The sequence below is a fragment of the Clostridium sp. TJA038 genome, assembly GCF_058310255.1.
Genome location: NZ_JBZEFA010000001.1, coordinates 330,992 through 343,994, shown reverse-complemented (window position 1 = coordinate 343,994; position 13,003 = coordinate 330,992). Strand labels below are relative to the sequence as shown.

The 13,003-nt window shown below is 26.9% G+C and carries 13 protein-coding genes; 6 read left to right on the top strand and 7 right to left on the bottom strand.

What is annotated here, in order from left to right; genetic code table 11:
- Positions 1–25 precede the first annotated feature (25 nt).
- Positions 26–787 (top strand): 4-hydroxy-tetrahydrodipicolinate reductase, encoded by a 762-nt coding sequence (dapB, locus tag AC4FQV_RS01590; RefSeq protein ID WP_491139212.1) that lies wholly within the window; start codon positions 26–28, stop codon positions 785–787.
- A 156-nt stretch (positions 788–943) separates the two neighbouring features.
- On the opposite strand, the gene AC4FQV_RS01585 is transcribed toward dapB, so the two are convergent.
- Both AC4FQV_RS01585 and AC4FQV_RS01580 read right to left on the bottom strand, forming a co-directional pair.
- Positions 944–2,086, bottom strand: a complete 1,143-nt coding sequence (locus tag AC4FQV_RS01585; RefSeq protein WP_491164017.1) for a pyridoxal phosphate-dependent aminotransferase — start codon at positions 2,084–2,086, stop codon at positions 944–946.
- Positions 2,086–2,622, bottom strand: a complete 537-nt coding sequence (locus AC4FQV_RS01580) for a cob(I)yrinic acid a,c-diamide adenosyltransferase (protein WP_491139214.1) — start codon at positions 2,620–2,622, stop codon at positions 2,086–2,088. The genes AC4FQV_RS01585 and AC4FQV_RS01580 overlap by 1 nt, the downstream gene beginning before the upstream one ends.
- Before the next feature lie 196 nt (positions 2,623–2,818).
- Between AC4FQV_RS01580 and dapD the strand changes: the two genes are divergently transcribed.
- Positions 2,819–3,529, top strand: coding sequence for a 2,3,4,5-tetrahydropyridine-2,6-dicarboxylate N-acetyltransferase (gene dapD, locus AC4FQV_RS01575; protein ID WP_491139215.1), 711 nt, complete (start codon positions 2,819–2,821; stop codon positions 3,527–3,529).
- Positions 3,530–3,564: 35 nt separating this feature from the next.
- Here dapD and AC4FQV_RS01570 read toward each other — a convergent pair whose 3' ends face one another.
- Together AC4FQV_RS01570 and AC4FQV_RS01565 are read right to left on the bottom strand one after the other, a co-directional pair.
- Positions 3,565–4,221: a single-stranded DNA-binding protein gene (locus AC4FQV_RS01570; protein ID WP_491139216.1), complete on the bottom strand. Its 657-nt coding sequence runs from the start codon at positions 4,219–4,221 to the stop codon at positions 3,565–3,567.
- 115 nt (positions 4,222–4,336) lie between these two features.
- Positions 4,337–5,113: a polysaccharide deacetylase family protein gene (locus tag AC4FQV_RS01565; protein WP_491139217.1), complete on the bottom strand. Its 777-nt coding sequence runs from the start codon at positions 5,111–5,113 to the stop codon at positions 4,337–4,339.
- 107 nt (positions 5,114–5,220) lie between these two features.
- On the opposite strand from AC4FQV_RS01565, the gene AC4FQV_RS01560 reads away from it, so the two are divergent.
- The 3 genes from AC4FQV_RS01560 (at position 5,221) to AC4FQV_RS01550 (ending at position 8,516) form a co-directional block, all read left to right on the top strand.
- On the top strand, positions 5,221–5,751 hold the full coding sequence (locus AC4FQV_RS01560; protein ID WP_491139218.1) for a DUF4364 family protein: 531 nt from the start codon (positions 5,221–5,223) through the stop codon (positions 5,749–5,751).
- A 64-nt stretch (positions 5,752–5,815) separates the two neighbouring features.
- Complete coding sequence (locus AC4FQV_RS01555; protein WP_491139219.1) at positions 5,816–6,925, top strand: AI-2E family transporter; 1,110 nt, start codon at positions 5,816–5,818, stop codon at positions 6,923–6,925.
- A gap of 214 nt (positions 6,926–7,139) precedes the next feature.
- A complete protein-coding gene (locus tag AC4FQV_RS01550) occupies positions 7,140–8,516 on the top strand; it encodes an LCP family protein (RefSeq protein ID WP_491164013.1) in 1,377 nt (458 codons plus the stop codon).
- A gap of 40 nt (positions 8,517–8,556) precedes the next feature.
- On the opposite strand, the gene trhA is transcribed toward AC4FQV_RS01550, so the two are convergent.
- Positions 8,557–9,198, bottom strand: coding sequence for a PAQR family membrane homeostasis protein TrhA (gene trhA / locus AC4FQV_RS01545; RefSeq protein WP_491164011.1), 642 nt, complete (start codon positions 9,196–9,198; stop codon positions 8,557–8,559).
- A 131-nt stretch (positions 9,199–9,329) separates the two neighbouring features.
- Here trhA and AC4FQV_RS01540 point away from each other — a divergent pair, with 131 nt between their 5' ends.
- Positions 9,330–9,806 (top strand): cupin domain-containing protein, encoded by a 477-nt coding sequence (locus AC4FQV_RS01540; RefSeq protein ID WP_491139527.1) that lies wholly within the window; start codon positions 9,330–9,332, stop codon positions 9,804–9,806.
- 55 nt (positions 9,807–9,861) lie between these two features.
- Here AC4FQV_RS01540 and AC4FQV_RS01535 read toward each other — a convergent pair whose 3' ends face one another.
- Together AC4FQV_RS01535 and AC4FQV_RS01530 are read right to left on the bottom strand one after the other, a co-directional pair.
- Positions 9,862–11,433 (bottom strand): ClC family H(+)/Cl(-) exchange transporter, encoded by a 1,572-nt coding sequence (locus tag AC4FQV_RS01535; protein ID WP_491164009.1) that lies wholly within the window; start codon positions 11,431–11,433, stop codon positions 9,862–9,864.
- A 108-nt stretch (positions 11,434–11,541) separates the two neighbouring features.
- Positions 11,542–12,864 carry a bifunctional folylpolyglutamate synthase/dihydrofolate synthase gene (locus tag AC4FQV_RS01530; RefSeq protein WP_491164006.1) on the bottom strand — a complete coding sequence of 441 codons (1,323 nt, stop codon included), beginning with the start codon at positions 12,862–12,864 and terminating at the stop codon, positions 11,542–11,544.
- Positions 12,865–13,003: the final 139 nt, after the last annotated feature.

The following is a 13,003-nucleotide window of genomic DNA, read 5'->3' as shown; positions in this document are numbered from 1 at the left end:
AAATAATACTTTGGAGGTATAATTTATGGTTAAAGTTATATTAAATGGTTGTTCTGGAAAAATGGGTAGTGTAATCTCAAGTTTAGCAGAAACAAAATTCCCAAACATAGAAATAGTTGCAGGTATAGATAATAATAAGGCTCAAAGGTCTTATCCAATATTCTCAAGCTTACAAGATTGTAATGTAGATTATGATGTATTATTAGATTTCTCAAGAGCTAGTGCTTTAAAAAATCTAATAGAATTTTCTAAAAAAACTAAAAAACCTCTTATATTATGTTCTACAGGTTATACTCCTGAGGATTTAGAATATATAGAAGAATCCTCAAAGGAAATTCCTATATTTAGATCTGCTAATATGAGCATAGGAATTAATTTAATAAATAATTTATTAAAAAAAGTTGCACCAATTCTTTATGAAAACTTCGACATAGAACTTGTTGAAAGACATCATAATCAAAAGGTTGATGCACCTAGTGGAACTGCTCTTTTATTAGCCCATAGCATTCAAGATTCTCTTGATGAAAAAACAAACCTAATCTATGGAAGAGAAGGAATTGCAAAAAGAGAAAAAAATGAAATATGCGTAAACACAGTTAGAGGTGGCGGAATAATAGGAGACCATGAAGTTATTTTTGCAGGTGATGGTGAAGTTATAGAAATAAATCACAAAGCTATTTCAAGAGATGTTTTTGCTATAGGAGCTTTAAAAGCTTGTGAATACATGGCTGATAAAACCGAACCTGGAAAATACTCTATGGATGATGTTTTAGAGTTAAAATTCTAATAAAAACTCTTAAAAATATCTTTTATATTTAAAGCTTGATATAAAAGACTTAAGCTATTCATAAAAATTTAAATACTTAAATAAAAACTTATAAATATTATTAAGAAAAATTTTTTCTTAAAGTATATTTATAAGTTTTTTATTTACTTTAAAAATTTATTTTTTTAACTTTTTTATAAAACTTTCTAATTTATCTAAAGCTTTTTCAAGTTCTTCCTTGCTATAGCAGTAAGAAATTCTAATATATCCTTCTCCACCCTTTCCAAAGGCATCTCCTGGCACACAGGCTACACCTTCTTCTTTAAGTAATCTATGACAAAATTCCTCTGATTTTAGCCCAAATTTACTTATATTAGGATAAATATAAAAGGCACCTCTTGGCTTTTCAACTTCTAATCCCATATTTACTAATCTTTCATAAGTAAAATTCATTCTTTCCTTAAAGGACTCTTTCATCTTATAAACATCTTCCATAGAAGATTTTAATCCTTCTAAAGCTCCCCATTGAGAGATTGATGTTGCACAGGATGAATTATACTGATGGACCTTTATAATTTCATTATACATATCCTTACAACAAGCAATATACCCTATTCTAAGTCCTGTCATTGAAAACATCTTAGAAAATCCACTTACATATACTATTTTTTCTTTTATTTCATCACACTGTGCTATAGAATAATATTTTTCTTCAAAACATAAGGAAGAATAAATTTCATCAGTTAAAACTAAAACATCATTTTCTTTTATTATCTTTATTAATTCTTCCTTACTTTCTTTAGTAAGTAAAGCTCCCGTTGGATTACATGGATAAGATAAAACTAAAAGTTTACCTCCTTTTTTTATTCCTTCCTTTAAGCTTTCTATATTAACTGAAAAATCCTTGTTTAAATCATAATTTAAAACTTCACAACCTAATATTTTACTTATACTTTCATAAGCTGGATAGGCAATAGATGGAATTAAAACCTTATCTTTTGGATTTAGAATAGCTGTCATAGCAGCATATAATCCTTCACTTCCACCTACAGTTATAATTATTTCTTCCTTATTAAAATTAATATTAAAGCTATTTTTCAAAAAGCTACTTATTTCTTCCCTTAATTCTACTATTCCAGCATTAGCAGTATAAGTTGTTTTATCTTCATATATAGCTTTAACCATTGCCTCTTTAACCTTTTTTGGCACCTTAAAATCTGGCTGTCCTAAAGTTAAAGATATGGCATTAGGATATTTTATAACCTCATTATAAAATTTTCTAATACCTGATATTTCTACCCCCATTACATTTTTATTCATTAAAATTCTATCCCCTCTCTAGCAGGAACACCTTTTTTATAATAATGTTTTATTTCCCTCATTTCAGTTATTAAATCAGCTCTATCCATTATTTTTTCAGGCACATTTCTACCTGTAAGTATTAATTCCATATCCTTAGGTTTATTTTCTATAAGTTCTAAAATCTCCTCTTCTCCTATGAATCCTCCTGATATAGCCGCCATAACCTCATCTAAAATTAATATATCGCATTCTCTATTTTTAACTAATTTTTTCACAAAATCAAAGCCTACTCTAACTTCTTCTTTTAGCTTAGCTAACTCTTCTTCATTTAGCTCCCAAGTAAATCCTTTAAGTTCTTCAAATCTTAAGATTTGTAAATTATCAAATCTTTTAGCTGATTCTAATTCTCCTGTTTTCCAAGATTTAAGGAATTGAACCACTCTAACTTCCATACCATCTCCAGCAGCTCTAAAAGCTAAACCCATAGCTGCTGTAGTTTTTCCTTTTCCATTTCCAGTATATACTTGAACATATCCTTCTTTAAGTTTTGCCATAAAACAATCACTCCTTTTTTTATATTTTATAATATATTTTGTTTTTTTAAACACTATATTTATTAAATAATATAAATTTTACGATTTTCTCTTTTATTGATAATCATTTTTGTTTATAATAATTTATATTGTATGTTATATTTTAATAAATATATAAACAAAATGCATTAAAAAAATAGAAAGGATGTAATTTAATATGAGTTATAACTTTACAGATCCATATGAAATCGCAAGATTCATAAAGGAAGTAAAAAAATCAACTCCTGTTAAAGTTTATCTAAAAGGTAACTTAGAAGGTGTAGAATTAGGTTCAATAGAATGTTATGGAAATAATGATTTCTATGTATTATTTGGAGAAAGTGATGAGGTTTCTGCTTTCTTAGTAGAAAATAAAGATAAAATAGTAAGCTTTAGACTTGAAAATGATAGAAGAAACTCAGCTATTCCAATGTTAGATCTTTTAAACATAAATGCTAGAATAGAACCTGGTGCTATCATAAGAGACAGAGTGTCTATAGGAGACAATGCTGTTATAATGATGGGAGCAGTAATAAACATAGGTGCTGAAATAGGCGAAGGTACAATGGTAGATATGAACGCTGTAATCGGTGCTAGAGGAAAACTTGGAAAAAGAGTTCACTTAGGTGCTGGTGCTGTTGTAGCTGGTGTTTTAGAACCACCTAGCAAAACTCCATGTATAATAGAAGATGACGTTTTAATAGGAGCTAATGCTGTTATACTTGAAGGTGTTAAAATTGGTAAAGGTTCTGTTGTAGCAGCAGGTTCTGTTGTAGTTGAAGATGTACCAGCTGGTGTAGTAGTAGCTGGAACTCCTGCTAAAATAATCAAATCTGTAGATGAAAAGACTAAAGATAAAACAGAAATTTTAGATGATTTAAGAAAATAATAAAAAAGCCATGAATAAATTCATGGCTTTTTATATTAAGATATTTCTTCACCTGATTCTTTTTCCTCAGCTTCAGAAGAAACCTTTTCCATTTTAGAAATGGATACTTCGTATGCTATCTTTTTAATAACTTCTGTTTCAGATATCTTCTTTTGATATTCTCTACTTTGAAGTCTTCCCCAAATTCTTATATTGTCTCCAACTTTTAAACTCTTACAAAATCTTGAATTTCTTCCCCAAGCAATTGTTGGTATATAGTCTGACTTATTGTAAGATCTGTTTACAGCTAATAATAAATCAGCAATTTCTCTTCCAAAAGGAGTTGTTCTATAAACTGGTTCCTTACAAATAAATCCGTCTAAGAAGATTTCATTAGGATTCTTGCTTCTTTCTTCACAGTATTCTATATTTCTTGCAAATACAGTTAAGATAAGCTTATTGTTTCCATCTATAAATTTATTATAACTTCTTAATTGCCCTTCAACGATGATTTCAGTTCCAATTTTTAAGTCCATAGTAGTTATTAGTCTCTCTGAGACAGTGATATTTAATAAGTCTTTTGAATCACTTAATCTCATAACTTCTAAATTAAAAGTATAGAAACCTTCTCCATACATTTCGTGACTGAACTCTAATTCTGAAGCCACTGCTCCTTCTAAATAAATTTTGTTGTTTAACATTAAATTATCCATTTTAACCTAAACCCCTCTCCCCATTAGTGTTTAATCATATAAGTTTAATATGTTTTTTGTATTTATCTGTATATCTAATAACTATTTCCATTATAATACATTTTGTTCAACGATTTCAACCTTTAATTTGTTTCCTTTTATTTAACAATTGTTTTCCATTGTCATCTATTTCGTAACTATTTCTATATATTATGTCGCTTATTTTAACAAAGTTAAAGCCTTTTTCTTTTAATTTAGGAATTATTCTTCTTAAATTTTCTACAGTATATCTTCCATTATTATGATATAAAATTATAGAACCTTCCTTTGTATTATTAAGAACTCTTTTATATTCCTCTTCCTTATTTTTTCCCATCCAATCTATACTATCTACATCCCATTGAATAACTTTATAATTTAAACCTTCTATAAAATTTAAAGCTTCCTCATTATAGGAACCACTAGGAAACCTAAATAAATCTGTTTTTACATTAATTTCACTTTCTATTATTCTTTCTGTTTTTTTAATTTCTTCTTCCATTCTTTCTTTACTTATTTTTTTAAAATCAGGATGCACATAACTATGGTTTCCTATTTCATGTCCTCTTTTATAGATTTCTATTAATTTTTCTTTATTTCCTTCAGGATACACAACCCATTTTCCCATTATAAAAAATGTAGCTTTTATATCATGTTCATCTAGTAAATCTAAAATTTCATACAAATAATCTTCTTCAGCCCAATTTACATCAAAGGTAATTGAAATTTTTTTATCCTCTCTATGAACACAATGGATTGGCTTTTTTCCCTTTGCAAGGATTGTTGTATTAATAAAAAATGTAAAAATAATAAATATTAATGTAAAGCTTAGTAAGGATTTTTTATTTATAAAAAAATTATTGTTATTTATCAAAGTATTCACTCCTTAATATTTAATATTAATCAAATAACTTTATTATCATAAAACATATATGGTATAATAGGATTATTATTTCAAAACAGTTATGGAGGAAAACATAAATGTATGATAGCACACTAGAATTAGCCGAGAATAAATTACTTCTCTTATATATAATAAAGTCTATAAAATATCCTATATCTAACACTCAACTTACAGATATAGTATTAGAAAATAGCTTTATAAATTATTTTATGTTACAGCAGTACGTATCTGAGTTAATTTCTTCTGATTTTTTAGAATATAAAACCCAAGATGACAATAAAGAAATTATAGTTTTAACAGATAAAGGTGATAAAGTTTTATCCTTTTTTAAAGATAGAATATCCCCAAACAAGTTAAAACTTATAGATGAATATGTACGTAAACATGAAGAAAAAATAAAAAAAGAACTAAGTATATCTGCAGATTATACTGTAGGAGAAGATAGTTCCTTTATAGTAAAGCTTAAAGCAATAGAAAATAATACTATTTTAATTGATTTAAGTGTAAGCGTTCCTTCAAAAACTGAGGCAAAAGCTATTTGTAACAAGTGGGAAAACAATTCTTCCGATATATATAACAAAATAATTCATGCTCTTATAGAAGACTAATAATCCTATTTATATTATTAGCAAAAATCTTTATAAAATTTATACACTTAGGGGGAAGACATAATTGTTTAAAAAACGTAATTTTCACTTTAACTGGCTACCTTTAATATTAATATCCACACTTGGTATAATGTTGATTTTTAATGTTAAAAGTATTTTCAGCGACGGAATTAGACCATTTTTATCAGTTTTAACGCCCTTTTTTTGGGCCTTTGGAATAGCTTATTTGATAAATCCTCTCATGATGCTTATTGAGAGAAAATTTAAACTAAAGAGAGCTTTTTCATTAATGATAAGTTACATTTTAGTTATAATATGTGTCTACATATTAATTGCAATTATTGTTCCTACAATATTTGATAGTTTATCAGAACTATTTAGTAATTTAAGTCAATATGCATCTTCTGCTGAAAAATGGATAGATAGCACTTTAGATAGTCTAAATATTCCTTTAGATTTAAATCACATAAATACTTCTGCTACAGAATTTATTTCAAAAACTTCAACTTTACTATCTAATGTAGTAGGCAGTCTTTTAACTCAAACTATTAAAATAACTTCATCTGTTGTTAAATTTGTATTTGGATTTATTATTTCAATATACATGTTAATGGATAAAGAAAAACTTATTAAGGGTTGTAAAAAGATTATTATTGCAGTTATGCCATCTACTAAATCTTCTGAACTTTTCATAAGTTTTATGGGAGAAGCTCACAATATTTTTAGTAGATTTATAATAGGTAAGATTATAGATTCTCTTATAATTGGTGTTCTTTGTTACATAGGCTTACTGTTAATGGGTACTCCATACTCAGTGCTTATTTCATTTATTGTAGGATTAACAAATATGATTCCATACTTCGGACCTTTCATAGGTATGGTTCCTGCTTTTATATTAACACTTATTGTAGAACCATCTATGGCAATTTGGGTTCTTTTATTCATCTTTGTACTTCAACAATTCGATGGCTGGTACTTAGGACCAAAGATTTTAGGAGACAAGGTAGGTGTTTCTCCACTTTTCATAATATTGGCAGTTACTGTAGGTGGTGGAATCTTTGGAGTTTTAGGAATGTTCTTAAGTGTTCCTATAATTGCTCTAATAAAAATATATACAGAGAAATTTATTGAATATAGGCTAGAAAGTAAAAAACAAAAAAATAATGAGTCTTAAAAAAAGGAGAATTTTATATTCTCCTTTTTTTAATATTATTATTTAATTTAAAAATATAATAATATTAATTAATTTAATTTTTATTCCTGTTATTTATTTAACTAATTGTTAATAATCATTTAAATATAATGTATAAAGGTAAATATTATGATATCATTAAGTAATTAAGTTTCTATTACTTATTAAAACGTTTAAATTTAAAAAAGGAGTACCTATGGATGAAAAAAAATCTTCTAAACTGAGTAAAAAGAAAAAAATTACTATATTTTCTGTACTTTTAATTTTTATAGTTTTATTTTCTATAATAGGATTTTTTATCTACAGATTTTATGCTCATTCCTATGAAGGAAATACTGAAGAAACTAAAGTTAATGTTGTAGATGAAAATATAAATTTTAAAGAAGTTCAGGGAGTAACAAATATACTTTTATTAAGTAGTGATGCAAGACCTGGTGAAGATACCTCTAGGTCAGATTCTATTATGATATTAACTATAGATAATGTTAATAAAAAACTAAAGGTAACTTCTCTAATGAGAGATATGTTAGTTGAAATAGATGGGTATGGAGAAGAAAAATTAAATCATGCCTTTGCATATGGCGGACCAACTAAAACTATAGAAACTATTCAAAACAATTTTGGTGTAAAACTAGACAATTATGTAATTGTAGATTTTAATGCCTTTGTTAAAGTTGTAGATGCTATAGGTGGAATTGAAACTACTATAAAAGACTATGAACTTGATGAACTTAACAAATATATATTAGACGGTGGTGGCTCAGAAGAAGACTTACTTCCTGCTCCTGGTACTTATAATCTAAATGGTTATCAAGCCTTATCCTATGCTAGAATTAGAAAAGTAGGAAATGGTGAATATGAAAGAACTGAAAGGCAAAGAGCACTTCTTCAATTAGCTTTAGAAAAGGTAAAGGATATGTCTCCTGTAAAATTAGTATCCTTACTTAATGAACTATTTCCTTATATAAAAACAAATATATCCTTAGGAAATGCTATAAATTATGGATTTACTGCCTTAAAAGTAGGAAAAGATTGCAATTTTGAGATAAATCAATTTAGAATTCCTTTAGATAGTATTTCAAAGGGAGGAATTATTGATGATAAGGGCTGGGTTTTTGTTATTGATAAGGTAGAAACAGCTAAGGCTTTACAAGAATTCATATTTAATGATAATGCAAATTATGAGCCAGATACTAGTAATTTTCAAAATATAACTGAGGAATATTTTAATGATTATAATATAAAAGATGACACAAGTCATCCTGACTATGAATACTCTCCAAATAGTAATAATAGTAATAACTCAAAGGAATATTCACCTGAAAGTTATGATAACAATCAAACTTACGATAATAATGAAAATTTTAATACTGTTGAAGAGAATTATAATAACTTTGACAGTGAGCCTGAAAAAACTCCTTCTAATAATGATGAAAATAAAAATAATGAAACTAATGATAGCGAATCTTTAGACAAGCCTTCCCAATCAGGAAGTGAAAATTCTCAAGAAAATTCTTCAAATTCTAACTCATCAGAGGAGGCTGGAGAAATTTCTACAAATAATAATCAATAATAAAAAACTATAGAATCTATTTTTAGATTCTATAGTTTTTTTATAAGTAAAATAATATTGAAATAAAGTGGCTTACACTTCCACCTAAAACAAAAATATGCCAAACTGCATGATTATAAGGCATTTTATCTGAAACAAAAAATATACATCCTAAGGTATAAAAAAGTCCTCCTATAAGAAGCCAAATAACTGCAGTATGAGGAACACTTTGCCAAACATCTTTTACGACAAAAAGAACAGCCCACCCCATAAATATATATAATAGTGTTGATAATTTTTCAAATTTATTTATAAAGAAAAATTTAAAAACTATACCTAAGATTGCTATAACCCATATAGCTAAAAGTATAAACATAGCTTTTTTATTATTTCTTAAACAAACTAACACATATGGAGTATATGTTCCTGCAATTAAAAGATATATAGAGGAATGGTCTATTATTCTTAAAAATCTTTTAAGCTTTTTATTTGGAACACTATGATAAAGTGTCGAGCCTAAATAAAGTAAAAAAAGAGTTATCCCAAAAATAGTAAAGCTAATCATCTTATAGATATCACCACTTAAAAAAGAGAAAATCATAAGCATAATAGCTCCTAATACAGCAAGGACTACTCCTATTCCATGAGTTATTGCATTTGCAATTTCTTCTCTTTTAGTATAGAAATTTAATTCTTCATTCATAAGAAAATCTCCCCCTTTTCTTCTTAAATTATTATATACATATTTTAAATTTATATTTGTAATTATATCATTTATGATTTATTATTAAACATGTTTAACAATAAATTTAACTGAAAGAAGGTTTTAACTTGATTGAATATTCTGCTGATTATTTTATAAATTCATTAAATATGCTTCCTCATCCTGAAGGTGGATATTTTAAAGAATCCTATGTTTCTAAAGATTTATTAATAAATGAAGGTCGCTCTCTTTATACAAGCATTTATTTTCTATTAAAAACTGGTGAAGTTTCAAATTTTCACAGATTAAAATCTGACGAAATGTGGTATTTTCATTGTGGAGAAGCCCTTACTATATATATGATAAGTCCTAAGGGAGAGTTAATAGAAAGAAAATTAGGATTAAATATTGAAAAGGGAGAATTTCCTCAAATTTTAGTTCCTAAAAATTATATTTTTGGTTCAGCTATGAATAAGGATGGTTTTTCTTTAGTGGGTTGCATGGTGTCACCAGGTTTTTCCTTTGAAGATTTTGAACTATTTGAAAGAGAATATTTAATAAATAAATATCCAAAACATGAAAAAATAATAAAAAAATTAACTAGATAAATACTATAAAAAAGTTCACATAATAAATTTATTATGTGAACTTTTCCTCTTTAAGTTAATTAATCTGGTAATATGTTTTTTTAGATATTTCATCATAATACTGAGGAGTATTCTTTTTACTAAAGATAACTTCTAAAACATCTCCAGCTTCTATTCTAAATTCTCCATTTGGTATTATTTCCTCTGCCCCTCTAAAAATTGTTATTATTAAACTACCCTTTGGCCATTTAATATCTTTTATTAATTTTCCATCTAACTCTGAACCAATTTTAACCTCAAAATCAAATACTTCTTTTTTCTTACTTCCGCTACTAAATTTAATGTTCATTCTCTTTAATAAGTTTTCTAATAAACTTTCATAAATTGGTTTATTTCTAAGCATATCAGAAACTAAATAAGATACTGTAACAGTTATAGCAACTGGTAATAAATGTTTAAATGTTCCTGTCATTTCAGTTATAAGCATTAAACCAGTTATAGGTGCCTTAACTATAGATGCAAATTGAGCTGCCATAGCTAGTACTATAAAGTTTAAAACTAAAGATTGATCTAGTCCTAAATATTTACTTAAACTTAATCCAAAAATACTTCCAACTAAAGCTCCTATAGCTAATAAAGGAAAAAATATACCTCCAGGTACTCCTGATGAATAACTAAAAAATGTAAAAATAAATTTTAAAACTAATATTATAATTAAAAATTTTATAGTAAAACTATTTCCTATAACACTTTCAATTAAGGAATCTCCTCCATCTATAACTTGAGGAATTGTTAAAGCTAAAACTCCAACCATGATGAAAGGAATTATAGTTTTAACTTGAACAGGAATTTTCTTTAAGGTTTTAAGATAAAACTCCTGTGTTTTTAATAAACCTTTATTAAAAATCCATCCAGTAGCTCCTAAAATAATTCCTAAAAGAATAAGTGTCCAATAATATTTTATTGGTAAGTTTTGTATTTCAGGTATTTTTATACAAAACTCATTTCCTAAAATGAAATTCTCCACAAAAACTCCTGTAAGAGAAGCTGAAAGTGCAGCCAACATAACAGGTAATGAAAAACTTCTATGTACTTCTTCTAAAGCAAATATTGCCCCTGATAAGGGAGCATTAAATATAACAGCAAGTCCTGAACTCGCTCCCCCTGTTATCAATAATCTTTTTTCAAAGTCACTTCTTTTAAAAATCTTTGCAAAACCCTCTCCTATAGAAGCTCCAATCTGGACAGAGGGACCTTCTTTACCTAAGGAAAGGCCAGAGGCCATACATATTATTCCTCCAATAAATTTATCTCTTAATACCTTTATCCAATTTACAGTTATTTTCCCATTTAATTCTCCTTCAACTTGTGGTATACCACTTCCACCAATCATAGGATTTCTCTTTACTATAATTCCAACTACAAAACCTAATATAATAAGTAATAAAAATAATGGAATTATTAGTTTAGGATTTTCCTTTGTGTAAGAATAAAGCTTATTAAAATGCTCCATACCAAAACCAATTATAGCTTTATAAACCATAATTATAAGCCCTACAATTACTCCTACAATTATCCCTTGTACTATTATCTTAAACTCTAAATTGTTTATTAACCCGCGTACTTCTTTATCTTTATCCTTTTCCATATAATCACATCCACAACATTTATTAATAAATTATATACCTTTTGTTAATAAAAATTCAAACTTTAAACACCTCATTTAACCAGTTAAGTTTAATTTATCTACTTAACTCTAATACTTTATACTTCTTAATGATGTATGCTCTTTATTTCTTATAGTTTTTCTCATATCTCCAACCATGTATAAAGAACCACAAATCAATAATAAATCCTCTTTATCTGTAAGAGAATAAGCTTTATCATAAGCTTCTTTATAATCCTTAAATTTAAAAACTTCCTTTACATATTTTTTAGCTTTATTATATAAATCATCTATATCTTCTGCTCTTTCACTATGAGGTTCAACTATAATAACTTTATCTACCTCCTTGCATATTTCTTTAACCATCTTATCTACTTGCTTATCTCCTAATATACCTAAAATTAAATTTATATTTTTAAAATTAAAATATTCTTCTATGCTATTTCTTAAATTTTTTATACCATCTATATTATGTGCACCGTCTATTACAACTAGAGGCTTTTCTTTTAACACTTCCATTCTTCCAATCCATTTTACCTTTTTAAATCCTTCCTCTAAAGCATAATTGCTTATTTTAACTCCACAATCTCTTAATTTTATTAAAGTTTTTAGAGCTACTAAAAAATTATTTACTTGATGTTTTCCTAAAAGTGATAAATCAAATTTTAATATTTCATTATTTATTGATACCTCTATGCTTTGAATATGTTTTTTCTTATTTATTACTACTTTTTTTACTTCTTTAGGATTTACAACCTCTAAAGAACATCCTAATTTTTCACAGGTCTTTTCTATTACAATTAAAGCTTCTTTAACTTGAGGATAGGATATTACAGGAACACCTCTTTTTATAATCCCACATTTTTCCTTAGCAATTTCCTCAATAGTATCTCCTAAAATATTCATATGGTCTAAACTTATAGAGGTAAGTACAACAACCTTAGGATTTATAACATTAGTTGCATCTAATCTTCCACCTAAACCAACTTCTAATACTGCATAATCAACTTTATTTTTTGAAAAATAATAAAACATTAATGCAGTTATTATTTCAAATTGAGTTGGACTATCATACCCTAAATTAACAACTTTATCTATGGCTTCTTTTACCTCTTCCATAAGCTTTGATAATTCATTCTTTTTTATGTTCTCTCCATTAATTTGTATTCTTTCCTCAAATTCTTCTAAATAAGGAGAAGTATACATTCCTACCTTAAAACCAGCCTCTTTTAGAACGGATGCTATCATAGCAGTAGTTGACCCTTTTCCATTAGTTCCTCCTACATGTATAAATTTAATATTTTTGTGTGGATTTCCTAAAAACTCTAAAACCTTCTCTATTCTCTCTAAACCTAAATTCATTCCAAATTTTGATGCAGTAACAATATACTCCATAGCCTCTTCATAATTCATAATTATCTTATTCCTCCTTAAAAAGATATAAGAAAAGTGTATCTTAAGAAACTTAAATAACACTTTTATAAATATTAATAAGAATAACCTAAACTTTTATTTAAATAATCCTTTTAATATTTTTATAAGCTTATTTAGG

Excerpts from the sequence above, each read along its gene's own strand:
- dapB (WP_491139212.1), top strand. The coding sequence starts at position 26 with ATGGTTAAAGTTATATTAAATGGTTGTTCTGGAAAAATGGGTAGTGTA.
- AC4FQV_RS01585 (WP_491164017.1), bottom strand. The coding sequence starts at position 2,086 with ATGAATAAAAATGTAATGGGGGTAGAAATATCAGGTATTAGAAAATTT.
- AC4FQV_RS01580 (WP_491139214.1), bottom strand. The coding sequence starts at position 2,622 with ATGGCAAAACTTAAAGAAGGATATGTTCAAGTATATACTGGAAATGGA.
- dapD (WP_491139215.1), top strand. The coding sequence starts at position 2,819 with ATGAGTTATAACTTTACAGATCCATATGAAATCGCAAGATTCATAAAG.
- AC4FQV_RS01570 (WP_491139216.1), bottom strand. The coding sequence starts at position 4,221 with ATGGATAATTTAATGTTAAACAACAAAATTTATTTAGAAGGAGCAGTG.
- AC4FQV_RS01560 (WP_491139218.1), top strand. The coding sequence starts at position 5,221 with ATGTATGATAGCACACTAGAATTAGCCGAGAATAAATTACTTCTCTTA.
- AC4FQV_RS01550 (WP_491164013.1), top strand. The coding sequence starts at position 7,140 with ATGGATGAAAAAAAATCTTCTAAACTGAGTAAAAAGAAAAAAATTACT.
- trhA (WP_491164011.1), bottom strand. The coding sequence starts at position 9,198 with ATGAATGAAGAATTAAATTTCTATACTAAAAGAGAAGAAATTGCAAAT.
- AC4FQV_RS01535 (WP_491164009.1), bottom strand. The coding sequence starts at position 11,433 with ATGGAAAAGGATAAAGATAAAGAAGTACGCGGGTTAATAAACAATTTA.
- AC4FQV_RS01530 (WP_491164006.1), bottom strand. The coding sequence starts at position 12,864 with ATGAATTATGAAGAGGCTATGGAGTATATTGTTACTGCATCAAAATTT.